Source organism: Curtobacterium flaccumfaciens UCD-AKU (assembly GCF_000349565.1).
GTDB lineage: Bacteria > Actinomycetota > Actinomycetes > Actinomycetales > Microbacteriaceae > Curtobacterium > Curtobacterium poinsettiae.
The window spans coordinates 257,722-282,611 of sequence record NZ_KB714609.1; the positions used below are offsets into that span (position 1 = coordinate 257,722).

Annotated in this window: 22 protein-coding genes; 8 read left to right on the forward strand and 14 right to left on the reverse strand. The window is 71.1% G+C overall.

Annotation, left to right across the window (positions count from 1 at the left end; translation table 11 throughout):
• Nucleotides 1-33: 33 nt before the first annotated feature.
• The gene (locus H489_RS24725; RefSeq protein WP_152427187.1) at nucleotides 34-495 is read right to left on the reverse strand and encodes a DUF3060 domain-containing protein; all 462 of its coding nucleotides are present in this window, start codon (nucleotides 493-495) and stop codon (nucleotides 34-36) included.
• A 97-nt stretch (nucleotides 496-592) separates the two neighbouring features.
• Here H489_RS24725 and H489_RS24730 point away from each other — a divergent pair, with 97 nt between their 5' ends.
• Entirely contained in the window at nucleotides 593-1,738 is a 1,146-nt protein-coding gene (locus tag H489_RS24730; protein WP_081612211.1) for a glycosyltransferase, read from the forward strand.
• Between the two features lie 82 nt (nucleotides 1,739-1,820).
• Here the strand turns inward: H489_RS24730 and H489_RS24735 are convergent, their stop codons facing one another.
• From H489_RS24735 to H489_RS38095, 3 genes are read right to left on the reverse strand one after another with little or no spacing between them, the layout of a single operon-like run.
• Nucleotides 1,821-2,945, reverse strand: a complete 1,125-nt coding sequence (locus H489_RS24735; protein ID WP_031259360.1) for a glycosyltransferase — start codon at nucleotides 2,943-2,945, stop codon at nucleotides 1,821-1,823.
• A complete protein-coding gene (locus tag H489_RS38090; protein WP_017886384.1) occupies nucleotides 2,923-3,516 on the reverse strand; it encodes a hypothetical protein in 594 nt (197 codons plus the stop codon). Before H489_RS38090 ends, H489_RS24735 begins: the two co-directional genes overlap by 23 nt.
• On the reverse strand, nucleotides 3,513-4,850 hold the full coding sequence (locus H489_RS38095) for a hypothetical protein (protein ID WP_017886385.1): 1,338 nt from the start codon (nucleotides 4,848-4,850) through the stop codon (nucleotides 3,513-3,515). The genes H489_RS38090 and H489_RS38095 overlap by 4 nt, the downstream gene beginning before the upstream one ends.
• An 83-nt stretch (nucleotides 4,851-4,933) precedes the next feature.
• Between H489_RS38095 and H489_RS24750 the strand changes: the two genes are divergently transcribed.
• The 3 genes from H489_RS24750 to H489_RS24760 are packed head-to-tail and all read left to right on the forward strand — an operon-like array spanning nucleotide 4,934 to nucleotide 8,333.
• Nucleotides 4,934-6,343, forward strand: a complete 1,410-nt coding sequence (locus tag H489_RS24750) for a polysaccharide biosynthesis tyrosine autokinase (RefSeq protein WP_017886386.1) — start codon at nucleotides 4,934-4,936, stop codon at nucleotides 6,341-6,343.
• Nucleotides 6,343-7,419 (forward strand): polysaccharide pyruvyl transferase family protein, encoded by a 1,077-nt coding sequence (locus tag H489_RS24755; protein ID WP_017886387.1) that lies wholly within the window; start codon nucleotides 6,343-6,345, stop codon nucleotides 7,417-7,419. Before H489_RS24750 ends, H489_RS24755 begins: the two co-directional genes overlap by 1 nt.
• The gene (locus tag H489_RS24760; RefSeq protein WP_017886388.1) at nucleotides 7,416-8,333 is read left to right on the forward strand and encodes a glycosyltransferase family 2 protein; all 918 of its coding nucleotides are present in this window, start codon (nucleotides 7,416-7,418) and stop codon (nucleotides 8,331-8,333) included. The genes H489_RS24755 and H489_RS24760 overlap by 4 nt, the downstream gene beginning before the upstream one ends.
• 48 nt (nucleotides 8,334-8,381) lie before the next feature.
• On the opposite strand, the gene H489_RS24765 is transcribed toward H489_RS24760, so the two are convergent.
• A complete protein-coding gene (locus H489_RS24765) occupies nucleotides 8,382-10,034 on the reverse strand; it encodes a GH39 family glycosyl hydrolase (protein ID WP_017886389.1) in 1,653 nt (550 codons plus the stop codon).
• Between the two features lie 154 nt (nucleotides 10,035-10,188).
• On the opposite strand from H489_RS24765, the gene H489_RS24770 reads away from it, so the two are divergent.
• The gene (locus H489_RS24770) at nucleotides 10,189-11,256 is read left to right on the forward strand and encodes an acyltransferase family protein (RefSeq protein ID WP_017886390.1); all 1,068 of its coding nucleotides are present in this window, start codon (nucleotides 10,189-10,191) and stop codon (nucleotides 11,254-11,256) included.
• 9 nt (nucleotides 11,257-11,265) lie between these two features.
• Nucleotides 11,266-12,453, forward strand: coding sequence for an ankyrin repeat domain-containing protein (locus H489_RS36680; protein WP_152427190.1), 1,188 nt, complete (start codon nucleotides 11,266-11,268; stop codon nucleotides 12,451-12,453).
• Nucleotides 12,454-12,559: 106 nt separating this feature from the next.
• Here H489_RS36680 and H489_RS24775 read toward each other — a convergent pair whose 3' ends face one another.
• From H489_RS24775 to H489_RS24805, 7 genes are all read right to left on the reverse strand, one after another.
• A complete protein-coding gene (locus H489_RS24775; RefSeq protein WP_152427191.1) occupies nucleotides 12,560-13,756 on the reverse strand; it encodes a glycoside hydrolase family 1 protein in 1,197 nt (398 codons plus the stop codon).
• A 24-nt stretch (nucleotides 13,757-13,780) separates the two neighbouring features.
• Nucleotides 13,781-14,653, reverse strand: coding sequence for an alpha/beta fold hydrolase (locus tag H489_RS24780; RefSeq protein ID WP_051067363.1), 873 nt, complete (start codon nucleotides 14,651-14,653; stop codon nucleotides 13,781-13,783).
• On the reverse strand, nucleotides 14,650-16,455 hold the full coding sequence (locus tag H489_RS24785; RefSeq protein WP_017886393.1) for an ABC transporter ATP-binding protein: 1,806 nt from the start codon (nucleotides 16,453-16,455) through the stop codon (nucleotides 14,650-14,652). Before H489_RS24785 ends, H489_RS24780 begins: the two co-directional genes overlap by 4 nt.
• On the reverse strand, nucleotides 16,452-17,399 hold the full coding sequence (locus H489_RS24790) for an ABC transporter permease (RefSeq protein ID WP_017886394.1): 948 nt from the start codon (nucleotides 17,397-17,399) through the stop codon (nucleotides 16,452-16,454). The genes H489_RS24785 and H489_RS24790 overlap by 4 nt, the downstream gene beginning before the upstream one ends.
• The gene (locus tag H489_RS24795) at nucleotides 17,396-18,376 is read right to left on the reverse strand and encodes an ABC transporter permease (protein ID WP_017886395.1); all 981 of its coding nucleotides are present in this window, start codon (nucleotides 18,374-18,376) and stop codon (nucleotides 17,396-17,398) included. Before H489_RS24795 ends, H489_RS24790 begins: the two co-directional genes overlap by 4 nt.
• Nucleotides 18,373-20,109, reverse strand: a complete 1,737-nt coding sequence (locus H489_RS24800) for an ABC transporter substrate-binding protein (RefSeq protein WP_140448470.1) — start codon at nucleotides 20,107-20,109, stop codon at nucleotides 18,373-18,375. The genes H489_RS24795 and H489_RS24800 overlap by 4 nt, the downstream gene beginning before the upstream one ends.
• Before the next feature lie 253 nt (nucleotides 20,110-20,362).
• Nucleotides 20,363-21,508 carry a LacI family DNA-binding transcriptional regulator gene (locus tag H489_RS24805; protein ID WP_017886397.1) on the reverse strand — a complete coding sequence of 382 codons (1,146 nt, stop codon included), beginning with the start codon at nucleotides 21,506-21,508 and terminating at the stop codon, nucleotides 20,363-20,365.
• Nucleotides 21,509-21,690: 182 nt separating this feature from the next.
• Between H489_RS24805 and H489_RS38100 the strand changes: the two genes are divergently transcribed.
• Nucleotides 21,691-21,840 carry a hypothetical protein gene (locus H489_RS38100; protein ID WP_017886398.1) on the forward strand — a complete coding sequence of 50 codons (150 nt, stop codon included), beginning with the start codon at nucleotides 21,691-21,693 and terminating at the stop codon, nucleotides 21,838-21,840.
• 66 nt (nucleotides 21,841-21,906) lie between these two features.
• Here the strand turns inward: H489_RS38100 and H489_RS24810 are convergent, their stop codons facing one another.
• Nucleotides 21,907-22,608 (reverse strand): GntR family transcriptional regulator, encoded by a 702-nt coding sequence (locus H489_RS24810; protein WP_235045662.1) that lies wholly within the window; start codon nucleotides 22,606-22,608, stop codon nucleotides 21,907-21,909.
• A gap of 95 nt (nucleotides 22,609-22,703) precedes the next feature.
• Between H489_RS24810 and H489_RS24815 the strand changes: the two genes are divergently transcribed.
• Entirely contained in the window at nucleotides 22,704-23,912 is a 1,209-nt protein-coding gene (locus tag H489_RS24815) for an MFS transporter (RefSeq protein ID WP_017886400.1), read from the forward strand.
• A gap of 57 nt (nucleotides 23,913-23,969) precedes the next feature.
• Here H489_RS24815 and H489_RS24820 read toward each other — a convergent pair whose 3' ends face one another.
• Nucleotides 23,970-24,812, reverse strand: a complete 843-nt coding sequence (locus H489_RS24820; protein ID WP_017886401.1) for a formate/nitrite transporter family protein — start codon at nucleotides 24,810-24,812, stop codon at nucleotides 23,970-23,972.
• Nucleotides 24,813-24,890: the final 78 nt, after the last annotated feature.

Below are 24,890 nucleotides of genomic sequence, written 5' to 3' on the forward strand. Positions count from 1 at the left end.
CCGGCGGCATTCGTCGTTCTGCGTGTGTGTCGATCAGCGCGTGCGGAACACGTTGTCCTTGCCGTCGTCGCTGATCTCCGGCTCGTTGTCACTGGTCAGGCGGTTGCCGTCGGTGGTCACCCGCACCGAGCCGACCTGCTTCGCGGCGATGTCGTTGATGGAACCGGAGACGACGAGTTCCTCGACGTTCCCGAGGTGCACGACCGCGTTGCCCGCGGTGATCTCCACCGACGCGCAGTCCCCGACGGTGACGTCCTTGTTGGCCTGGTCGACGACGGCCTTGCCGTCCTTGCACCCGGCCCGGACCTTCCCGATGTCGGCAGGCGGGTTCGAGAAGACCTGCTCGTCCGCCTGGGCCGTCGCGCTCGCACTCGGCTTCGGGGTCGGCTTGTCGTCGCCGGTGCCGGAGCACGCGGTCACTGCAGCGAGGATGCCGACGGCGGTCAGTCCGGTGACGAGCAAGCGGCGGACGGGAGGATGGGAGCTCAGGGCCATGGTGTGTTCCGATCTGGAGCGGGAGGTGTCGGGCGCGTCATCGGACCCGCGGACATTTGTATGTCACGTTCTATACAATACTTGATATGCTGAATGCATGACAACTGATCGGTTGCCTCTGGTGGCCTTCCTCAGCCACTCCGCAGCCCTCTCCGGGGCAGAACTGCTCGTCGCCCGGGTGACCGCCTCGTGCACGAGGATCGAACCGATCGTGGTCCTCGGCGAACACGGCCCGCTCGAGGAACGCCTCGCCGACTCCGGGGTGCGCTGCCAGGTCGTTCCCCTCGATGCGACCGTCCGGCACCACACCGCCACCACGGGAGCTGGGCTCCTCGCGAAGACGGTCAGCACACTCCGCGCCACCCACGAACTCACCCGCGTCCTGCGCGCGCTCGGTGTCGACGTGCTGACGACCCACTCGGCGAAGGCACACATCTGGGGTGGACTCGCCGGGCGGCGGGCCGGGATCCCCGTGGTCGCCCACGCACACGACCTCGTCGGTGCCGATGGGTCGTCGCGAGTCAACGCAGCGCTGCTCCGGCTCGCGTTCGCGGTCCTCCCCCGGACGGTGGTCGCGAACTCCCGGACCACGGCCCGGTCGCTCGGTCGCCTGCCCCGGCCCGTCACCGTCGTCGCCTGCCCCGTGTCCGTCCCGGCGGAACCAACGCCGCACACCGCTCCGGTGTGCACGATCGGCATGGTCGGACGCCTCACGCCGTGGAAGGGTCAGGACGTCGCCCTCCGCGCCTTCGCGGCCGCCCGCGCGTCCGGTCTCGACCCCGACGCACGGCTCCGTCTCGTGGGCGCACCGCTGTTCGGCGCCGACGACGCGTTCGCCCGGTCGCTCCACACGCTCGCGTCCGAACTCGATGTGCAGGACTCCGTCGACTTCCGTGGGCACCAGCACGACGTCGCCGCCGAGATGTCCGCGTGTGACTTCGTCGTCCACGCCAGCACACGCGCGGAGCCGTTCGGACAGGTCGTCATCGAGGCCATGGCGCTGGGCAGGGCCGTGATCGCCAGCGATGCGGGTGGCCCCGCCGAGATCATCACCCACGATCAGGACGGCCTCCTCGTCCCGCCCGGCGACGTCGCAGCGCTCGCGTCCGCCATGGTGCGACTGGCAGACGGCCAGGAGGCCCGGGATCGGCTCGCCGACAACGGCCGTCGGACCGCCAGGCGGTTCGACCTCCCGCGCGTCGTCGCGCAGCTCGAGGCGATCCTGGTGGCGGCCGCCCGCTGACGCGGGACGGCGGCACTGCACGTGCGCGGCGCCTGCCGCGGGCCGACCCGGCGACGACTGGCGGGCCTCCTGGCCGGGCGCGTCAGGAACGGACCGCGCTCGGGATCCCGGTCCACGCGCCGATCTCGCGCCGGAAGCGTGTGGTGGAGAACGTGTCGGCCCGCGCTCGGCAGTCCGCACCGTCGAGTCCCGCAGCCGCCTCGACGGCCGACCGGATCGTCGACGGGGCGAAGTCGTGCAGGACGACACCGCTCCGACCGGGCTCCACCGAGTCGCACGCGCCGCCGACGGCGTTCACGACGACCGGCGTGCCGAGCGCCATGGCCTCGACCGGCATGATGCCGAAGTCCTCCACCGGTGGGAACACGTAGACGGCTGCACGCTGCAACAGTGCCGCCAGGAGCGCGTCGGACGGCCGGACGACGATGCGGACGTCGACGTCCGAGTCAGCGGCGAGCGCCCGGAGCCGTTCGAGGTCGGGTCCGTCACCGGCGAGCACCACCGGCCGCGCAGATGCCCGGCCGGCCTCGATCACCACGTCGAGTCGCTTGTACGGCACGAACCGGGACGCACCCAGCAGGAAGCCCGCGGGCAGCGACTCGAGCAGCGCACGCTCACGGTCGTCGAGCACCTGCGCCCAGTCGTCGACAGCGGTGAGTCGTTCGACCCCGACGGGCGGGTGGATCACGACCGCATCGACGTCCCAGCTCGCTCGGATGCGCTGCTGCACGAAACGGCTGTTGGCCGCGACGTGCCGGAGCGCCCCGCCCCGACGGCGGTCCACTGCACGGAGCGCGGGACCCGCGACCCGTGCGGCGACGGACGCGCCGCGGGCATCGAGCTCCGGGTTCCAGAGGTACCGCGCCGGTGTGTGCACGTAGGTGAACTGACGCTCGGGATCGACACCGGGCACACGGGCCTGGTGCGCGAACAGGTGCGAACTGACGAGCGCCCAGTCGTACGGTCCGAGGTCGCGCAGCCCGTGCGACCACAGCGCGGGGAGGAAGGGGACGGCCAGGGCCTTGCGACCCCGCAGCGGCGTCGGCGCGAGGGCGCTCTCGATCACCCGCCGGCCGGGGTACCGGCCAGGGGCGTCGTTCCAGAGGCCGAAGAGATCGGCGTCCGGGTACTCGTCCGCCATGGCGTCGAGGACACGTTCGGCGCCGCCGACCGCTTCGATCCACTCATGCACGAGCAGTCCGCGCATCTCGAGCTCCTTCCGTCGCTCGTGCGGCACAGGCGACGACGGCGTCGATCGCCTCGTCGGCCAGCGCGCACATCCGGGCGTGGTCGGCGTCGTCCCCACGGACCGGGTCGGCGATGTCGTCCGCCTCCGGCTCGGTGGGGGCGGTGCCGAGTCGGGAACGTGCGACCAACCTGGGGAAGTCGTCCCAGAACCCTGCGCCGACGGCGTCCTGACCGAGGAGCGGACGGACGAGCCGTTCGAACTCGCGCAGCGTGAACGTCCGCCGCAACAGCGCGGGAGCGATGTCGAGCACCGCGGCACGGTGCTGGCGCTCCAGGGTGAGCACGAGCGCGGGGCCGTCGAGCACGCGTGCCGTCAGGGGCGTCCCTGCGAAGCCGGAGGGATCGGCACCGTGGCGCAGGACGGCGTCGGACGAGCGCGGGAACATCGCCGCCCCGTGCTCGGCGGCGGTCCCTGCGCTGGACACCCGGAACGTTCCCGGGGCGACGGCGTCCAGGCGGGCCCGGAGCACGCGTTCGACGTAGGGGGAACGACAGACGTTCCCTTCGCAGACGATGAGGATGGCGATCACGATCGAGTTCCTGTCAGTGCGGGGACGGTGGGCCAGAGGGTGGGAATCGTGGGCCGGAGGGCGGGGACGGCGGTCGGCACCCACGCCGGAGTCGCGCAGGCCGCGATGAGGACCCAGAGGACCGGGGTCGAGAAGTCGGGCGTCCCGACGACCTTGGCGACGAGCAACGCAACGAGTGCCGTTGCCGCCGCGATCGTGCCCGGACGCCGGATCGCGGTCGCGACGATGCCCAGGACGAGTGCAGCGAACGCAGCGGTGCCCGGGATGCCGACGGTGGACAGCAGGGACATGCCGAACGACGACGGCCGGTTGCTGCCGATGCCGGCGCCCATCCCGAGCGTGTCCGCGAGGACGCCCCAGCTGAACATGTCCGCCCCGGTCCGGGAGTCGTACGACTTGCTGTCCACCTTGTCGACGACGAGTTCCCGGATCGGCGCGAGCAGGTGGTCACCGGCGACGAGGGCGACCACGGCCACGGTGAGTACGGCGATGACGAGCCACGGGGTGCCGACACCGCCGCGGACGACGTACCGGACGGCCAGCACGACGATGCCCAACCCGATCACGACGGCGGATGCGACGACGGCGGTCCCCGAGGACGCCTGCAGCAGGTTGGAGCATGCGAGGGCAGCCGCCGTGGACCAGAGGAACCGGGCCCGGCCCGTCGAGCGCAGCGCCGCAACGACGAAGAACGCGACCGCCGGTAAGGAGAACGCGGCGAGCTCGCTCGGTTCGCTGAAGACCCCGCGCAACCGGTCCTCCGTCGTGGTCCAGGCGTACGCCACGTTCGGCAGGGTGTCGAAGAGGGGAGCCGTCACGTCCGCTCGGAACAGCAGGAGGAAGCCCCGGATGCTCGTCGTCACCGTCCCCACGACCAGCGCGACACCGACCGCGAGGACGGCACCCCGGACGCGCACCAGGTAGAGCGCGCAGCAGGCGGCGAGGAGCAGGTAGGCGAGCTGTGCCCCGTTGCTCACCGTGTAGGCGAGCACACCGGGGTCGGCCACCTGGTGATCGACTCCGCCGCGCGAGACGAGGACCCGGATGCCGCCGAACATCCACGGAGCCACCGCGGTGATCACCGTCGTCCACGCGAGGAAGACGGCGAACGCGTTCGCTGTCCAGTGCGACGTCCCCAGCCGACGCGTCCCGAGGAGTGCGCAGGCGCTGGCTGCTGCCGCGACGGTGAACAGCGGCACGCCGTTCCCCCCGACGACGACGCCCGCGGAGTACGGCAACCCGGCGGCCACCCCGATGATCACCGGCAACCACTCGCGACGCACCGTCAGTCCGACGCCGAGCGCGACGAGGAGCACGGCTCCGAGGACGGTCATCCGCGCTTCCTCCACTTGGTTGCGTAATATTTCATATCAACTACTATGAGTATCACACATCGAAACCCGAAGGAAAGGCTCGGATGACACTCGCGCAGTTCATCGACGTGCTCCGGCACCGCTGGATCTCCATCGCTGCGGTGCTGCTGCTCGCGACCGGACTCGCGGCGGCCTTCTCCGCGGTCCAGGCACCGCAGTACCGGGCGACGAGCGAGGTGTTCGTGTCCGTGGCGGGCGGGGCCTCGGTCACCGACCTCAGTCAGGGCAACACCTTCTCGGCCGCCCGGGTCAAGTCATACGAGGAGCTGGCGGTCACGCCCCAGGTGCTCGGGCAGGCCGCGAAGCAGCTCGGGTTGCCGGGTGGCGGCGGCCTCGGGCGGGTGGTCACGGCGGAGTCGAAACGCGACACCGTGCTCATCTCGATCAGCGCCACCGACGAGTCCCCGACGCAGGCCGCCGCCATCGCGAACGCCGTCACGGAGCAGCTGGTGAAGGTGGTCGACCAGGTCGAGAACGAGGGAGCCGCCACCGACGGCCTCGTCCACCTCAGCGTCTTCCAGCCCGCCACCGCTCCGAGCACGCCGTTCTCGCCCCGACTGGCGGTCAACATCGCCATCGGTGTGCTCGCCGGACTCGCGCTCGGCATCGCCCAAGCCGTCCTCCGCGAGGTCCTGGACACCCGCCTCCGTTCGTTCGAGGCGCTGCGCCGACTCACCCACGCGAGCGTGCTGGGCGAGTTCGCCATGGACGAGACGATCGCGAAGGAGCCGCTCGTGTCGTTCGACAACCGCTACAGCACACGCGCCGAGGCGTTCCGCCAGCTCCGGACCCACCTGACCTACACGAACCTCGACGGAGACGCGCAGAGCATCGTCGTCACCAGTGCGACGCCGGGCGAGGGGAAGTCCTCGACCGCCGTGAACCTCGCGCTCATGCTCGCGCAGAACGGATCGCGCGTCGTCCTCGTCGACGCCGACCTCCGACGGCCGACCACCGGCACCTACCTGGGCATCGAGAGCCGCGTCGGACTCTCCACGGTGCTCACCCGGCAGGTCGCCCTCGACGACGCCACCCAACAGGTCGGCGCGGACACACCCCTCCACGTCCTCGCAGCGGGGCGCGTCCCCCCGAACCCGAGCGAACTCCTGAGCTCGAGCCGCATGGTCGACCTGGTCCGCGAACTCGAGTCCCGCTACGAGTACGTCATCGTCGACGCCCCTCCGATGCTTCCGGTGACCGACCCCGCTGTGCTGGGTGCGATCTGCAGCGGTGTCCTGCTCGTGGTGAGCGTGGACGGGCGGACCAGACGAGCAGACTTCACCGCGGCAGAGCGGACCGTGACCCAGGTCGGTGCGCGCCTGCTCGGCCTCGTCGTGAACCGTCTGCCGGTGCAGCGTCGCGCGAAGACCTACTACAACTACGAGCCGTCGGCGCCGGTCAGCGAGAGCCCTCGTCGATCGTCGCGAGCTCGTCGCACCCCGGAGGACCACTGATGAAGCCGCCCGCACGCCGTTCACTCGTCTACCTCGGGTGGCAGGGGAACGCCAACTTCGGCGACGACCTGCTGTACGAGACCTGGCGCGCTGCGCTCGACGACCCCCTCACGGTGCAGGCGCCGCTCAACGCACGCGACTACCTCCGAGCGGCGCCACGATTCGGGCTCGACCGGCTCCGCACACTCGGCGCGGAACGGGTCGTCCTGCTCGGCGGTGGGACGTCCGTCGGGTTCGCGTCGTGGGCCGAGCACGCACGGCTGGCGATCCGCAACTTCGGCGCGGACGGCCTGATCGGTATGGGCCTCGGAGCAGCGTCGGCATCGGACACGTACTCGCTGGCGCAGCAGCGGCAACGCTGGGAAGCCTGGCGCACGCTCCAGCGGCTGCACATCGCCGGCGTTCGCGGTCCCCTCACCCGGGACGAGGTCTCCGCGCACCTGATGCCCGTCGACATCAGCGGTGACCCGGCGCTGCTCTACCCCCTCGTCCGGCACGTGCCCAGGCCCACCCGGGCTGCTCCGCGCATCGGCGTGAGCCTCGGGTCCGATCCACACTCCCGCTTCGACGTCGCCACCGTCGCCGCGGCCGTCGACGAACACGCACGTGACATCGGTGCCACCGAGGTGGTCGCGTTCGCCCTGTCGACAGCCGACCAGGCCGCCGCACGTCACCTGTCGGACCGTCTGACGACGGCGTCGGTCGTCCACGCCTCCACGGACGTCGCTGCGACGATGGCCGCGATCGGCAGCTGCGACCTCGTGGTGTCGGAACGACTGCACGGCGCAGTCGCCGCGGTGTCGCTCGGCATCGCGACGGTCCCGCTGTCCTACGCCTCGAAGTGCGACGACTTCTGGTCGAGCGTCACCGGTCGTGCCGCCCCCGTCACGGTGGGCCACTCGGCGGACGACCTGGTCGACGCGATGCGCGCGGCCGAACAGGAGCGTGCGGGCATCGCCGAACGGGTCCGCGAACTGCAGGACCGCTTGCAGCGGATCAGGGGCGAGCTGCTCGCCTGGAAGTCGGGGACGCGCTCGACGACGGACCTGCTGACGACGAGCACGGTGTCGGTGTGAGCGCCGTCGCAGGGGCCAGCCACCGCATCCACCTGGTCATCTCGACGATCCGCTCGCCCGAACACATCGAACGCTGCCTCGACTCGATCCGCCGAACACGATTGCCGGTATTCGTGACCGTGGTCGAGCAGCGCCCGACGCCCGACGCGCTGCCGCTCCTCCGGGACCTGATCGAGGCCGGTCACGCAGAACACGTGCACGAGCCCGTCGTCCGTGGAGTCAGCCGCGGCCGGAACCGCGGGCTCGCCACGATCCGTGGGGACATCGTGGCATTCCCCGACGACGACTGCTGGTTCGACGACGGTGTTCTCGAACTCCTGTCCGAGCGGATGGACGACCGGGAGCTCGACGGAGCAGCCATCCCCTGCCGTGCGAGTGACGACAGCGGCACGATGCTCCGCTGGCGCCGACGAGCGTGCCGGGTCACGAGCTGGCGGGTACCGCGGACGATCGTCGCTGCAGGCATCTTCCTGCGACGCGACCTGCTCGAGAGGCACGGGCTCTTCGACGTCGCCCTCGGGACCGGTTCGGCGACGCCGTTCGGCTCCGGCGAGGAGAACGACCTCGTCATCCGCGCACTCCGTCGCGGTGCCCGCATCGCCTACATGCCGGACGTGGCCGTGCGGCACGGCGACTTCCGGCACGACGGCATGACGGACGAGACCCTGGCCAAGGTGCTGCGGTACAACCGGGGGTTCGGGCGGGTGCTCCGGAAGCACCGGCTCCGCGGCCAGGCGGCTTACTGGGTCACCCGGTCGATGGCGGCCGTCCTCGTGGCACGGATCAAGCGGGACCACGATGCGACCCGGTTCCAACAGGCACAGCTCCGTGGCCGGTGGCAGGGGTGGCACGGAACCGACGACCACGGCGTGCACCACGCGTTCGACTGCGCCACGACGCCGGCACACGGATGACGCGAGTGGCCCCGCGGAGCACCAGGTGCACCGCGGGACCGCTCGGAGTCACTCGTCCCAGACAACGAACCGCGGGATCCACTTCGCGGACATGTCGAGCTTCCCGGCGGTGCCCCGCACGGCCTTGTCGGACCCGGTGGGTTCGACGATCCGGCCCGTTCCACGGAGTGAGACGCGCACGGACGTCGACAGGTGCTGCGCTTCCGACTGCCAGACGACACGGGCGTGGTGCTTGCCGTCCGGCGAGGTGAACCGCATGTGGCGGACCGGACCGATCCGGTGCTCCGCCACGAACCGCTTGCCGGAGAGGACCCGCTGCATGGTCGCCCAGGCCGCGGCGGAGGGCTTCGGCTCGTAGCCGCCGTCGGCGTTGCCGAGCAGACCGAACGTCCGTGCGGTGCCGTTCGCCAGGGCGGGCTCGGCCATCTCGAACAGGAAGAGCCGCTCGACGCCGTACTGCGCGGCGATGGCGTAGGTGCGCAGGACGTAGGCGGTCTGGTCCTCCGGTTGAACCCAGCCCGGTCCGGCGAACTGGGTCGGCCATCCGACCTCGGTGATCCAGATCGGCAAGGCGCTGCCGTCTGGGCGCGGGTACCGGTCGGCCGTCGTCCGGAGCCACGCGAGCGCGTCCTCGATGCACGGATTGGTCGGGACGCAGGTCTCGGGACCCCACGGGTTGCTGTACGGGTGGATGCTGACCGCGTCGACGTGGTCGGCGCCGCCGAGGCGGAACCACTCGCCGATCCAGGCGCGCTCGTCGTCGGACACCGCGTTCTGGGTCGGCCCGACGATCGTCGCCGCCGGGTCGGTGGCACGGATGACCTGTGCTGTGACCCGTGCGAGCTCGATGTATGCGGCGGGCGTCGCGGGCAGCACACCGTGGTTGTTGGTCCACTCGTTCCAGACCTCGTAGGACAGATCGGTGTCCGGGTGCCGGTCCCGCATGTGGGAAACGGTCTCCTTGACGTACCGCTTCCACGCGGCGGCCTGGGCGGGTTTCGAGACGTCCGGTGGTGCCATCGGGTCGTTCGTGTACGCGACGTTGCCGTAGTCGAGGACGAAGAGTGGGCTGACCCCCATGTCACGCACGACCGGGTCGATGCGGGCGTCCGTCGCCGTGAAGTCGAACCGTCCGGCGACCTTCTCGACCGCGCTCCACTGCAGGTCCTGTCGGTAGCTGCCGGCACCGAGTGCGGCGAGTGAGGGCAGCGCGCTCGCCACGGGGTTGACGCCGAGACCGAAGTACGGGTCCGAGCCGACCGGACCGGCGATGGTCCGCACGAACCGGGTCGACGCGGAGGTCGCGCCCGGCGTCTGCACGGTCAGCCGGTAGGTGCCGGACGGCAGGGCGCTCGTGGGGTGCACCTCGACCGATCGGGTCCCCGCCCGACCGGTCCCCGAGTCGACGATCGTCCCCGTGGTGTCGTTGACCCGCCAGGTGACGTCCGCCGCACGCTCCACGCCGTCGACCGTGAACCGGGGGCGATCGTCGGGTCCGAACAGACCGCTCCCGCCGACCGGTCGGATCGTCGGCGTCGTCGAGGCCGTCGACGTGGTGCCCCGTGCGGACGAGGGCTGGGCGTGCTCGGACAGGATCGCCGCGAGGACGACGCCCGTGACGGCAGCTGCGGTGAGGCCACGGCGGCGGATGGAGGGGGGACGGGGGGCGGGGCGGCCAACGGAGGGCCCGACGTGTTCCATCGGGCCATCATCGACAGCACGGACGGGTGCTGGCGAGCAATCGGAATGCACGGCACCTGCGATGCGATGCGATCGGCTCGACCACGCTGCGAAACACGGAACTCGGAGTGCGAACTGCTGGCGATCGGCGAACCCGCCCGCCCACAGTTGCTCGATGCCAGCCGAACGACCGACCTTCACCGGCGTCCAGGTGCTGCGGTTCGTCGCCGCGCTCCTCGTCGTGTTCTCGCACCTGCCGACGTACCTGCACGCCCGTCTCGGCACACCCCTGGTCGACATCCCCGTCGGCCAGGTCGGGGTGACGGTGTTCTTCGCGATCAGCGGGTTCGTCGCGGTGCTCGTGACACAGCGGACCCCGAGGCCGACCTGGCGCGGGTTCCTTCGCCGTCGGCTGGTCCGCATCCTGCCGCTCGCGTGGGCGGTGATGACGATCAAGCTCGTCACGCTGCTGGTGGCCCCGCAGGCCCTGGAACGCGCGGCCACGTCACCGACGTACATCGTGTCGTCGTACCTGTTCCTGCCCAGCCGCGGCCCGAACGGCGTGGTCGAGCCGTTCTTCACGGTCACCTGGACGCTGTCGTTCGAGCTGCTGTTCTACGTGGTCGTCACGATCGCGCTCGCCACCCGCTCCGACCCCCTGCGGCTGGCGTCCGTCGTCTTCGTCGGGCTCGCGGTCGCCTCGGCGTTCCGCGGGCCGGACGGGTGGCCGACCTGGCAGTTCCACGCGAACCGCATCGTGCTGTGCTTCCTGGTCGGCATGGTGATCGGCCGGTGGGCACTCGACCGCCGCACCCGGCTGGCACTGCTCCGGACCGCGGCGATCACCGCGATCTGGCTCGTGGTGGGCACCGTCGCGGGCGCGTCCGTGCCGAGCCTGCTGCTGTTGCCGCTCGCGGCCGCGGCCCTGGCGACGACGGTGGTGGGTGAGCCGCTCCTGCGTCGGTGCACCGGCACCGTCGGGCGGACGCTGGGCGATGCCTCGTACGCGCTGTACCTGACGCACCCGATCCTCGCACCGGCGACGGTGGCCGTGGTCGCCGCGGTCGTCTCCGGCCCCGCAGCGCCGATCGCCGCGGGCATCGCCGCACCGGTCGCCGCCGTGGCCGCCTCGGTCGTGGTGTGGTTCGCGGTCGACCGTCCGGTGATCCGGCGGCTCCAGCGGCGACGGACCACACCATCACGGACCCCGCGCACCGCGAGGCACCGGCTAACCGCCGGGTAGTGTCGTCCCGTGCGATGGAGTCGAGTGAACTGGCCCTCCGTTGGCTACGTCTCCCTCGAGGACTTCGACGGCCAGCGCGAACACGTGACCCGGTTGCTCGAGGACGCCCCACCCACGGTCGCCGCGCTCCTGACCGTCAAGTGGACCGACTCGAGGATCGAACGCTGGGTCGTGGAGTCCGCCGACGCCGTCGTCGACCCGGACGCCGACGAGGACGACGTGACGACCCCCGTCGACCTGCCGGGTCACGGTGTGCCGGACCCGGTCGTCGTGCACGCGGACATCGTGGTGCGCAACGACGAGGTCCTCGACACCCCGAGCGGACTGTGGCGCCGCTGGAACCACGCCAGGGTGTCGCTCCGGCTCCGGGACGCCGTCATCGACCCGCCGGGTGTCGACGCCGCAGCGCTGCTCGCCGGTGACGCCCACGTCGCCCGGGGCGAGCTCGAGTACCTGAACGAGCACGACGCCTGGGAACTCCGGCTGCTGATCTCCCCCGTCGGCGAGGTCGCGATCCGGTTCCGGGGCGTCCGGGTGGCGATCCGGAGCGTCGCCGAGAGCGTGTACGCCGACCTCGAGGCGCGCCCGGCACGCGGCTGGCACGGCCCGGTGCCGGACGGCTGGGTCGAGTGGACGACCGAGGTGGTCCGGGCCGCGGCCTACGGCGACCTCGGCGGACTGCACCTGGCCGACGACGCGAGCGACGTCGACGACGTCGACCCCCGCTGGGGCTTCGCCCCGCTGCACGCCGCCGCGTGGTTCGACCACCCCGAGATGCTCGAGGAGCTCCTGCGCCGCGGTGCGACCCTGCAGCTCGAGGACACCGAGGGACGGACGCCGCTGACGCTGGCGATCGACCGCGACGCGCGACGGGCGGTCGACGTGCTGGTGGCAGCGGGTGCCGACCTGGAGGCCCGTGACGGCGACGGCAACACCCCGATCATCCGCGCCGCGTGGGGTGGGCACGCCGCGATCGTGCGTGCCCTCGCCGCCGCGGGTGCGGACACCGCGGCGCGCGGCTCACGTGGCGCGACGCTGCTGATCGCGGCCGTCGACTCCGGCGACGTCGAGACCGTCCGTGCGGTGCTGGCGCAGGGCGTCGACCGCGATGCCGTGGACGACGAGGGCTCGACCGCTGCGGACCGCGCGGAGTTGCTCCGCGAGACGGCCGTGGCCGACCTGCTCGCCGCTGCCTGAGCGCGGTCCGCACCACGGCCCGTGGGCCGACCCGCGCCGGACGTGACGAAGCGCGGCGGACGGGAGCAGGGCCTCCCGTCCGCCGCGCGCTCGCGGGTCGACCGTCCTAGACGGTGACCTGCTCGACGGCGTTCGCCTGCGCGACGCGCCCGTACCAGCGGGCGGAGTCCTTCGGCGTGCGCTCGAAGGTCTCACGGTCCCACGCGACCAGCCCGAACGTCGGCCGGAAGCCCGACGCCCACTCGTAGTTGTCGAGGAGCGACCAGTGCTGGTAGCCGAGGACCTCGATACCGTCCTCGATGCAGCGGTGGATGCCCTCGAGGGCGCCCTGCGTGTACGCCTGCCGACGGCTGTCGTCGGCGGTGGCGATGCCGTTCTCGGTGATCATCAGCGGGACGCCGCCGGAGAGCTCCCACGCGCTGCGGAGCCCGTCGGCCGAGGCTTCGGGGTAGAACTCCCAGCCGGTGAGGGTCGTCTCGACGTCGTCGGACACGGGCAGGGGCCCGTCCGGACCGATGAACGTGCGCGTGTAGGCCTGCACGCCCAGGAAGTCGTCGCCGGCGGCGTTCTCGAGGTACCAGTCGTCGCGCGGGTACCCGTACTCGCGGAGCATCGTGTCCGCGCCCGGCTCACCGTTGGACTTGAACGCCTGCGTCGCGATGGTCCACCCCGACCGGAGGCCCGACACCTGTGACAGGACCTCGCGCGACCGCTTGTGGCTGGCCAGCAGGGCGTCGGCGACGCCCAGGTCCGGGTTCGGCAGGCCGAAGGCCACCAGGTTGGCCGCGTCCTCGCCGCCGGCGAGCATGGCCGCGATGTTCGGCTCGTTGATCGTGCAGACGTAGCGGACGCCGTCCTGCACCACGGGGAGCGCGGCCTCGGTGTAGCGGGCGAACAGGTCGGCGGCATCGGGGGCGCGCCAGAAGCCGTCGCGTTCGAACCAGCGCGGCACGGTGAAGTGCATGAGGGTGACGATCGGCTCGATGCCGAACTCGTGGCAGGCGTCGACCATGCGGCGGTAGTGGTCGACCTCGGCGCGGCTGACGAACCCGCGCTCGGGCTCGATGCGGGCCCACTCGATGCTGAACCGGTACGAGTTCAACCCGAGCTCGGCGGCGATGCGGATGTCCTCGCGGTACCGGTGGTAGCTGTCCGCCGCGTCACCCGAGGGCTCGACGATGGTGGTGTCCGGCTCGTGCTCGTGCACCCACCAGTTGCTGTTGACGTTGTTGCCCTCGATCTGGTGGGCGGCGGTGGCGGCGCCCCAGAGGAAGCCGTCGGGGAACTGCAGCGTGGAGATGATGGTGCCTTTCAGTGCGTGTTCGAGTCAGTGCTGGCTCAGGAAGGCGTCGAAGACGGCGACCGTCCCGAGCGGGTTCTCGACCTGGGGGCCGTGGTAGCTCGCGGGGATGACGACGTACTCGGCGCCGGTCTGCTCGGCCATCGCCCGCTGCCACGGGATCGGCCAGGCGTTGTCCCACTCGCCGTGGGCGACGAGGACCGGCAGGCCCGTGGCGCGCAGGGCGTCGGAGGCGTCGGTGTGGTCCTCGAGGATGTGGCCACCGGCGACGACGCTGAGCGGGCTCGTCGCGTCGAAGCGGTCGCGCACCATCCGGACGTCGTCGGGCAGCTCCTCGTCGGGCCGGTACGCCCAGAGCGGGTTCGTCGAGTCGAACAGCTGCCGGAGGTTCCCCCCGGTGTCGTGCAGGATCGTCAGCTCGGCGACCTTGCGGTACGGCCACCCGTGCGGGCCGGAGCAGAACTGCACGACGTCGCGGAACGCCGTCGGGTCCTGCAGCGCGGCCGCCCGGACGATCACACCACCGAGCGAGTGCCCGACCAGGTGCACGGGGGCGCCGTCGTCGAGCAGGCGCGCGACCCGGACGACGTCGGCCGCTTCTTCGTCGAGGGAGTAGTCCCGCGGCTCGGTCGGCGCGGCCGAGTCGGCCTGCCCACGCCGGCTGATCGCGACCGCGGTCCACCCGGCGTCGCGGAGGACGGGCAGGAACGTGCGCCAGTCCTCCTTCGAGCCGGTGTACCCGGGGACGATGAGCACAGTGCCCTTCGACACCCCCGCGGGCACGATCCGGTAGGCCGTGAGCCGCCCGACCGGGACGTCGATCCCGACGACGTCGACGCCGTCCGGGGTGGGCAGGTGCCCGAACGGCGGGACCGTCGGGAAGTCGTGCAGGGTGGTCATGGTCGTCCTTCCGAGAGCGTGCGGCGCGGGTTCGGCACGGCGTCGAGGAGGGCGATCGTGTACGGGTCCTGCGGGTCCTGCAGCACCTGGGCCGTGTGACCCCGCTCGACCACGGCGCCCTCGTGGAGCACCATGATGTCGTCCGTGATGAGCCGCGCGCTCAGCAGGTCGTGCGTGATGTAGAGGAGCGAGACGCCCCACTGCTCGCGGAGGTCCTCGAGCAGTGCGAGCACCCCGGCACGCAGCGTCACGTCGAGCATCGACACCGGCTCGTCGGCGATGATCACCTGCGGGTCGCTCGCGAGTGCCCGGGCGATCACCACGCGCTGCCGCTGCCCGCCGGAGAGCTGGTGCGGGAGCTTCTGGGCGAACTGCTCGACCGGGGTGAGCCCCACCGTCTCGAGCAGCTCGAGCACCCGGCGCCGCGCATCGCGGCCGGTCAGCCCGGTGTAGTTCGCGATCGGCCGGGACAGCGTGTACTCCACCGTGTGCAGCGGGTTGAGCGCCGAGTACGGGTCCTGGAACACCATCTGCACCTCGGAACGCAGGTCCCGCAGGCCGCGCTTGCCGAGGCGGGCGACGTCGAGGTCACCGAAGCGGACCGTGCCGGTGGTCGGCTTCTCGACCCCGGTGAGCAGCTTCGCGATGGTCGACTTGCCCGAACCGGACTGGCCGACCAGGGCGAGCGACTGCCCGGGTTCGAGGGTGAACGACACGTCGCGCACGGCCTGCACCGGCTGCTCACCGCGGCGGGGCGCCGGGTAGGTCTTCACGATGTGGTCGACGACGATCGGGTTGCGGGCGGCGCTGCGCTCGCGGGACCCGACGGTGCTGAACGACGAGGTCGTCTCCTGCCGCTTCTCGCCGGCCTCGGCACGGAGCGAGCGGTCCGGGAAGCCCGGCAGCGACACCACCTCGGCGCGGGGGTCGGCGTAGTGCGACAGCAGCATCTGCGTGTACTCGTCCTGCGGGTCACGGAGGATCTCGCGGGAGCCGCCGTCCTCGACGATGCGGCCCTCGTGCATCACGAGGACGCGCTCGGTGGCCTCGAGGACGATGCCGAGGTCGTGGCTGATCAGGATCGCCGTGAAGCCCTCGGTGCGCTGCAGCTCGATGATCGTGTCCATCACGGCGTGCTGCACGAGCACGTCGAGCGCCGTCGTCGGCTCGTCGAACACCATGAGCTGCGGCTCGAGCGAGAGCGCCAGGGCGATGGACACGCGCTGCCGCATACCGCCGGAGAGCTCCCCGGGGAACCGGGCGAGCATCGAGGTCGGCAGCTTCACCTTCTCGATGAGCTCCTTCATCCGGGCGTCCCAGCGGTCGCGCGACACGTGGCCGTGCGCCCTGAAGACGTCGATGAAGTGGTTCCGGATCGTGCGCACCGGGTTGAGCGCGTTCATGCCGGACTGCAGCACCATGGCGAAGCCGCCCTGCCGCTGCTGGCGCAGGGCTTCGTCGTCGAGGTCGCGGATGTCCTTGCCCGCGAAGACGATGCTGCCGCCGTTCGTGCGCGCCGGCGGCTTCTGCAGCCGGGTCAGCGCGTAGCCGAGCGTCGACTTGCCCGAACCGGACTCGCCGACCAGGCCGACGAACTCGCCCTTCTGTAGCTGGAACGACACGTGGTCGACGGCCTGGACGGCGCTCTGACCGGCCGATTCGTAGACGACCGACAGGTCGCGGACGTCGAGCAGGACGGAGGCGTCGCCTTGGTCGTGACGGGCGTCGGACTGGAGGCCCGTGGCGGCGCCGGTGGGCGCCTCCAGGCCGTCTGCCGGGTGCGTTTCTGGCAAGCCGCTCATGCGCGCTTCTCCTTACGGGGCCGTGCGCCGTCGCGCAGCCGCGGGTTGGACACGGCGTCGACGCCGAAGTTGATCAGGGTGAGGCTCATCGCCAGCAAGGCGATGCAGAGACCCGGCGCGAAGAGCAGGATCCACTGCCCCGTGAGGAGCGCGTTCGAGTTCTGCGCCCAGTAGAGGATCGTGCCCCAGCTGACGATCGACGAGTCGCCGAGTCCGAGGAACTCGAGGCCCGCCTCGGCGAGGATGGCGCTGGTGGCGGCCCCGAAGAAGCTGCCGACGATCAGGCTCGTCATGTTCGGCAGGATCTCGCGGAACACGATGCGGGTCGCGCCCTCACCGGAGAACTGGGCGGCGGTGACGAAGTCCCGACCGCGCAGCGACTGCGTCTGCGAACGGAGCACACGCGCACCCCACGCCCAACCGGTCACGACGATGACCGCGATGATCACCGCGATGCCGCCGTTCTGCAGGTAGGCGGCGATGACGATCATCAGGGGCAGACCCGGGATGACGAGGAACAGGTTCACGATGAACCCGATGACCTCGGCGATCCAGCCGCGGACGTAGCCCCAGCTGAGGCCGATCGCGACGGCGACGAGCGTGGACAGGATGCCCGCGACCGCGCCGACCATGACCGAGATGCGAGCGCCGTAGATGATCTGGGACAGGACGTCCTCGCCGGCGGCGGTGGTGCCCATCCAGTGGTCGGGCGTCGCGTCGGCGGACCGGGCGAAGCCGTTCTGGCTGGCGCCGTACGGGGCCAGGAGCGGGGCGAAGACCGCCACGAACACGAAGACGCCGAGGATGATGATGCCGATCCGGGCCTTCTTGTTCGACCAGACGACGCCGAACTGGCGGGCGGCGGCGCGGAGCTTGCTCGGCGCCTGCTGTTCTTCGTTGGGTGCGTTCTCTTGTGTGCGCACCGACACGGTTGCGTTGGTCATCGACGCGTCCTCGGGTCCAGAACGCCGTACATGACGTCCACGATGAAGTTGGCGATGAGCACCGACACGGTGATCATCAGGAAGAGGGCCTGCATGAGCGGGTAGTCCTGCCCGATCACGGCGTTGAACAGCAGGTAGCCGATGCCCGGGTAGCCGAAGACCTGCTCGACCAGGACGGAACCGCCGACCACGCCACCGAGCGCCAGACCGAAGCCGGTCAGGTTCGGCAGGATCGCGTTGCGGGCCGCGTAGCGGATGGCGACGGTGCGTCCGCGGAGGCCGTTGGCCTCGGCGAAGGTCACGTAGTCGTCACCGAGGGTGTTGATCATCGCGTTGCGCATGCCGATGATCCAGCCGCCGAGGCTCGTCACCAGGATCGTGACCGCCGGCAGCACCGCGTGTTGCAGGGCGTCGCCGAAGAAGGCACCGTTCAGGCCGGGCGTCGTCGTGGCCGAGTAGGCACCCGTGGTCGGGAACCAGTGCAGCACGTAGCCGAGGAAGAACAGCAGCAGCAGGGCGGTCCAGAAGTACGGGAACGTCGACATGAAGCTGCCGGACAGGGTCGGGAGCGAGTCGAGCCAGGTACCGCGCTTCCACGCTGCCGCGACACCGATCAGGGTGCCGAGGACGAACGCCAGGATCGTGACGACCCCGACGAGGATCAGCGTGTACGGCAGGGCCTTCGACACGAGGTCGCCGACGGGCTGCGGGTAGAAGGTGTAGCTCGTCCCGAAGTCGAGGGTGATGACCTGGTGCAGGTAGCTGACGTACTGGTCCCACAGGTTGCCGGTCGGTACCCCGAGCTGGGCCTCGATGGCCTTCTTGGTGGCGTCGGTGACCGGACCGTTCTGGCTGAGCTTCGCGAGTGCGGCGTCGGCCGGGCTGCCGGGCATCAGGCGCGGGAGCACGAAGTTCAGCGTCACCGCGGCCCAGAGGGTCAGGACGAAGAGGACGAGTTTCTGGAGGATGTACTTCACTTCTGGTCCTCCTGCGCCTTCTGCTCCTGCAGGATCTGCTTGCCGGCGGCGCTGTCGCGCAGCCGGAGCTTCGTGAAGATGAGCAGCGGTGCCGAGTCGTAGTTCTGCGGTGCCATGTAGGGGTCCTTCGCACTCGGCCAGCCGACGAACTTGCCGGTGTTGAACAGGCCCCAGAGCCCGCCGTAGTACATGCCGATGACGGGGAGCTCGTCGTACACGGTCTGCTGCAGCTGGTCGAGGATCTCCTGCTGCTTCGCGGTGTCCGTCGTCGCCTTGTACTCGTCGAGGAGCTTCTGGGTGTCGGCGTTCTTGTAGCGCTCGTAGTTGTTGACGGTCGACTTGCCGACCGGCTGGTAGAACTCGGTGCTGAGCAGGGAGTTGAACGCCTGGTAGACGTCACCGTTGCCCATGCCGCCCATCGCCATGTCGAACTCGCCGTTGTTGATGTTCTGCTGGTAGCCGGCGGGCTGCGGCGCCTGGATCGTCACCTTGATGCCGATGGCGGTGAGTTCGCGGCGGACCTCCTGCGCGGCGCGGAGCCAGTCGGAGTAGCCGTTCGCGGTCATGATCGTGATCGCGAGCTGCTTGCCGTCCTTGACGACCTTGCCGCCCTGCACCGAGTAGCCGGACTTCTCGAAGCTCGCGAGCGCCGCCTTCGTGTCCTGGGTGATCATGCCCTTGTCGGGGATGTCCGGGTTGAGGTAGCGCTCCTGGTTCGGCAGGATCAGGCCGGTCTGGCCCGCCGCCGACAGGTTGCCCTCGGACGCGGTCTCGGCGATGGCGTCACGGTCCAGCGCGAGCGAGATGCCCCGGCGGACGTTGACGTCGCTGTACGGCGCCTTCGTGAGGTTCGGGATGAGGCCGATCACACCGCCGGCCGGGAACCACCACTCGTTCGTCTTCGACGCGGCACCCCAGGTGCCCTTGACGTCGGAGATGAACGAGTACGCCCAGTCGTAGCCGCGGGTGACGGTGTCGAGCTGGGTGTTCGTCGCCGGCAGGATGAGGTGCTTGATGGCGATCTTGTCGGCCTGCCAGTACTTCGGGTTCTTGTTCATCGAGTACTGCTGGTCGGTGTAGTTGCCGAGGACGAACGGACCGGTGCCGACCGGGTTCGGGTCACGCCAGGTCGTCGGGTCCTTCACGCCGCCCCAGTGGTCCTCGCCCAGGATGTACGTCTGGCCGATGATCGTCAGGCTCGGGACGTCCTCGCTCTTGAGGTGGAAGACGACGTGGTCACCGTCCTGCTCGATGCTCTTGATGTGCTGCCAGGCGCCCTTCACGTCCATGGCGGGGAACTTCTTGAGCAGGTCGAAGGTGAAGACGACGTCCTTCGCGCTGAACGGCGAACCGTCGGACCACTCGACACCCGAGCGGATCGTCATGTCGATGGTCTTCGCGTCGGGCTGGCTCCACGCGCTGGCGAGCCACGGGTTGCGCTTGCCGTCGAGGGGGTTCACCTCGATGAGGGGCTCGTACATCCACTTGGAGGCCGTGCGGGCGTTCGCGATGTACGGGTTGAAGTTGCGGTCGAACAGCGGGTTGCCGCGGTCCGCGTTGATGAGCATCGTGTCCTTGCCGATGGTGGGATCGGGTTCGGATCGGACCTGGATGCTGCAGCCGGTGGCCACGAGGGCCACTGCGGCGAGGCCGGCGATGGCCGCGACGAGGCGGCCTCGGCGGCGTGGGCCTGGGTCACGCGTGCCGCGCGTGCGCTGTGGGGGAAGCGTCATTGCTCGGTCGACCTCCATGTCGATTCGGTACGTGCTCAATGTATGCGCTTACATCGCGGCGTGCAACCGCGGGTGTTGTTTCGCGGGGCGGCGCACGGTGCGAGGTGCGCCGACCGGTGCGAGGTTGCCCGCTCCGTGCACTGCTCCGGGCTCGCACGGGGCGCCGAAGGTCGCACGGGATGCGCAACGCCGCACGGTGCGACCTTGCGACCTTGCGACCTTGCGACCTCGCGACCTCGCGACGGCACGCACGCTACAGCGCGGGCGGGCAGCTCTCGCGCAGCAGCACCTCGACGGGCAGGCGCACGGCGCGCGGCGGCCCCTCGCGGCGCTCCAGCCGGTCGACGATCGCCAGGACCGCAGCACGACCGAGCGCCCCCATCGGCTGGTGCACCGTGGTCAGGCGCGGCGACGAGAACCGACCGGCGTCGATGCCGTCGAACCCCGTCACGACGAGGTCCTCCGGCACGCGGAGCCCGCGGGCAGCGGCGGCGTCGAGCACCCCGAGCGCGGACTGGTCGTTCGAGCAGACGACGGCGCGGGGGACGACGTCGGACAGCAGCGACACCGCGAGCTCCCGCGCCCGGGCCCTGCCGAAGTCACCGTGCACCGTGCGCACCGCCGAGGCCGGCACCCCGTGGTCGGCCAGCGCTGCCCGGAACCCCGCCGAGCGCTCCATGTCGTCGGGCGAGTCGATCGGGCCCGCGACGTACGCGAGGGACCGGATCCCCAGACGCCCGATCACGTGCGACGCCAGGGTCCGCATGCCCGCGGCGTTGTCCACGCTCACCGAGTCGAACCCGTGCGAGCGCCGGTCGTCGGCGAGCACCACCACCGGGATGCGTCGGGCGACGTGCTCGAGCAGGTCGTCGGGCACCGTCTGCGCCAGCACGGCGAGCCCGTCGACCCGGCCGGCGACGTCGTTCACGATGACGTCGCGCGACGACCCCCGGCCGGCGGCGACCATGAGCGCGAGACCACGCTGCCAGGCCTCGGTCTCGGCGCCGCGCAGGACCTCGTCGAAGTACAGGTTGGACGAGAACGGCTGGGTCACGTGGCGTCGGTCGTCGACCACGCGGACGCCACCGTCGGTGACCAGGTCCGGCCGCTCGTCGGGCACCACGTCGAAGCCGGGCAGCAGCAGTCCGACGACGCCGGTGCGTTTGCCGGCGAGGGCCCGGGCGTTGCCGGACGGGACGTACCCGAGGCTCCGGATCGCTGCCTGCACGCGGTCCCGGGTGCCCTCGCGGACGGCGTCGGGCGTGCGGAGCACGCGCGAGACGGTGGCGATGGAGACGCCGGCTGCAGAGGCGACGTCGTAGACCGTGGGAGGTGCGGTGCGCTGGTCGGCCAACCCGTGCCTCCCGTCCGACGTCCGCTGGTGCCGCGCCTCGACCATGCGGCCGGACCATCCTAGGCATGCCCCGTACCGGGAGTTCTCCACACGGCGCCGGAAACGCTTGCGGGACAGCGGGTGTCGCGCGACACTGTTGCGACCTCAGTACGTCCCGTGAGGAAGCGCACCGGCGGGCCGCGGGCCCGCACCGACCAGGTTGCCCACACGCAGGGGAAGGACACGACATGTCACAGTCGACACGTTCCGGGAGCAAGCTCGCACTCCGCGCGAGCCACGACGAGGCCGAGGTGCGCGACGCGCTGCTCGAACGCACGGATTCGATCCGCACGTTCGACGACGCCGACGCGTCGCCCGAGTCGGCGGACCGCCCCTAGCGGCGCACGCCGGGTCTCCCCCGCCACGGCCAGGAGGCCCGGCGCACCGCCCACGCGCCGCTCGCGTCAGCGCTCGGTCGCGCCCACGATCGTCATGCCCGCCCCGCGCAGGCGTCGGCGCTCCTGCGCGATCCAGCTCAGCAGTCGGTCGTTGGTGCCGGCGACGTGGGCAGCCACGAGCTCCGCTGCACGGTCGGCGTCGCCGTCGCGCACGGCGTCGATGATGGCGCTGTGCTCGTCCCATGCGGCGTCGCGCGCCTCGGGCGTGCGGACCTCGATCCAGCGCGTGCGCTCGAGTCGGGTCAGGGCATCGGCGATCGCATCGGTGACGAACCGGTTGCCGCCGAGCGCGGCGAGGTCCAGGTGGAACGTCGACCCCATCCGGATGCCGGCCTGCTGGTCGGGGGTGGGACGGAGGGTGTCGAGGTGCCCGCGGACCTCGGCGAGCTGCTCGGCGGTGGCGCGCTCGACGGCGAGCCGTGCGGCGGCGGGTTCGAGGATGCCGCGGAGTTCGGCGAGCGAGGCGATCTCGTCGAGGTCGATCGGGGTGACCGTCCACGAACGGCCCTCGTGCAGGATGAGCCCCTCACGCTCGAGCCGCGACAGTGCGGCGCGGACGGGCGTGCGCGAGGCGTGGAACCGTGCTTCGAGCCCACGCTCCGAGATGCGCTCCCCCGGTGCGATGTCGAGGGTCAGGATGGCTGCGCGCAGGTTGTCGTAGAGCTGGGCCGTCTGCGACACGGGTGCGTCGTCGGTCGGGTCGGTCACGGCGGACAAGCCTAGCGGCGGAGCGGCCGGAATGGTATACCGTTGTGGTATACCAATTCGTTCCGTGCTGGAACCACGACGAACGGCCGAGACGCATGCCCACGACCGACGCCCCGCAGCGATCCACCACGACACCACCGGTCTCCGCCCGCGCCTGGACGATGCTCGCCCTCGGGGTCGCGGCCCAGGCGGCGGGGACGCTCGTGGTGTCCGCGCCGGCGCTCCTCATCCCGCACCTGCTCAGCCGCGGGACGTCCCTGCCGGCCGCCGGGCTGCTCGCCGCCGCTCCGACGTTCGGCATGGTCCTGACGCTCATCGCGTGGGGTGCGATCACCGACCGGTTCGGCGAGCGCATCGTCATCGCCGGTGGGCTCGTGCTCACCACACTGACCGTCGTCGGCGCCTGGCTGGCCGCGGGCGACCCGGTGCTGCTCGGGCTGGCGTTCCTGGCCGGCGGCATGACGAGTGCCTCGACGAACGCCGCGAGCGGCCGGGTCGTGGTGGGGTGGTTCCCGAAGGAGCGCCGCGGGCTCGCGATGGGCATCCGGCAGATGTCGCAGCCGCTCGGGGTGACGCTCGCCGCGGTGACGGTGCCGCAGCTGGCCGAGGGCTCGGGGATCCGTGCGGCCCTGGTCCTGCCGATCGTGCTGTGCGCCGTGCTCGCGGTGTGCTGCGCGATCGGGATCTCGGACCCGCCCCGTCCGACCCGTGCCGCGGTGGCCACGGCGACCGCCAACCCCTACCGCTCGAGCGGGTTCCTGTGGCGGGTGCACGCGGTGTCGGTCCTGCTCGTGGTGCCGCAGTTCACCCTGTCGACGTACGGGCTCGTCTGGCTCGTGGGCCTCGGGTGGTCGACACCGGCGGCCGGCCTGCTGGTCGGTGCCGCGCAGTTCGTCGGGGCGATCGGCCGGATCCTGGTCGGTGGCTGGAGCGACCGGGCCGGGTCGCGCGTCGGCCCCCTGCGGATCGTCGCGGTGAGCGCGGCGGTGGTGATGGCGGTGCTCGCGGTCGTCGACGCCACGCACCTGGCCGGGGCGGCGGTGTTCCTGGTGCTCGCGACGAGCGTGACGGTCGCCGACAACGGGCTGGCGTACACGTCCGTCGCCGAGGCGGCGGGGCCGTTCTGGTCGGGGCGGGCGCTCGGGGCGCAGAACACCGGGCAGTTCATCGCGGCGAGCGCCGTCGGTCCGGGCATCGGCGCCCTGGTCGGCGCGCTCGGCTTCGCGGCGTCGTTCGGCATCGTGGCGGTGCTCCCGCTGCTGGCCGTCCCGCTGGTGCCCCGCCGAGACCGCTCCCACGACTGACCGTCCGCGCGACGCAACGCGATCGACCCCCTCCGTCCGCTCCGCCCCTCGCGCTCGTCAGCCCTGTTCGTGGTCCGCACGCTCGGGGTCGTCCTGGGATTCCCGGCGGCGGTCCTGCATGAGCTCCTTCGTCCGGAGCAGACGCAGCGCCGTCACGAGCACCAGCCCACCGAGGACGTTGAACAGCAGCGTGTACCCGAACCAGCCGAGCCACTGCCCGTAGGTGATGTCCGCGCCCGACTGGATCGCACCGAAGACGAGCAGCGAGTCGAGGATCGAGTGGAAGAGCTGCAGCCCGGCGAGCAGGAAGCCTCCGGCCACGGCGGCGACGAGCTTCGCGGGGTCCGAGTCGGTGCCCTGCTGCATCCGCGTCATCAGGGTGATGGTGCTGCCGCCCAGGACCGCCAGCACGATGCTCTGCAGCCCGAACGGCGCGTCGACGTAGTGGTGCGCCGACTCCGACAGCGTGGCGTGCCACTGCGGGAACGCCTGGACGACGAGCCACATGAACACCCATCCACCGGCGAGGTTCGCCACGAGGGTGCCGCCCCACAGTCGCACGAGCTGCAGCACGGTCCCCTCGCGGGCGACCACGGCCGCGACCGGCATCAGGAAGTTCTCGGTGAAGAGCTCGCTGTGCGCCAGGTGCAGCGCGATGAAGCCGATGCCGAAGGCCAGCCCGGCGAGCAGGTGGCTGTCGGTCTCGGTGAGCACGGCGAGGTACGCCATCACCCCGAGACCGACCTCGAGGCCACCGAAGAACCCCGTGACGAGGACGGCCCGGGCCGTCCGTTGCAGCCGCTCCGTGCCCTCCTCGATGGTCGCGTCGAAGGACTCCGCGAGTTCGTCCTCCACGGGTGCGTCGCTGGTGCCGAGCTCACGTCGGCGGTCGTCGGTCATGGCGGGGACGCTATACGCGGCCGTCGTGGCGGCCCGCAGGATCGCGCCGAGACGGACGGGAGGCCCGGTACCAGCTGG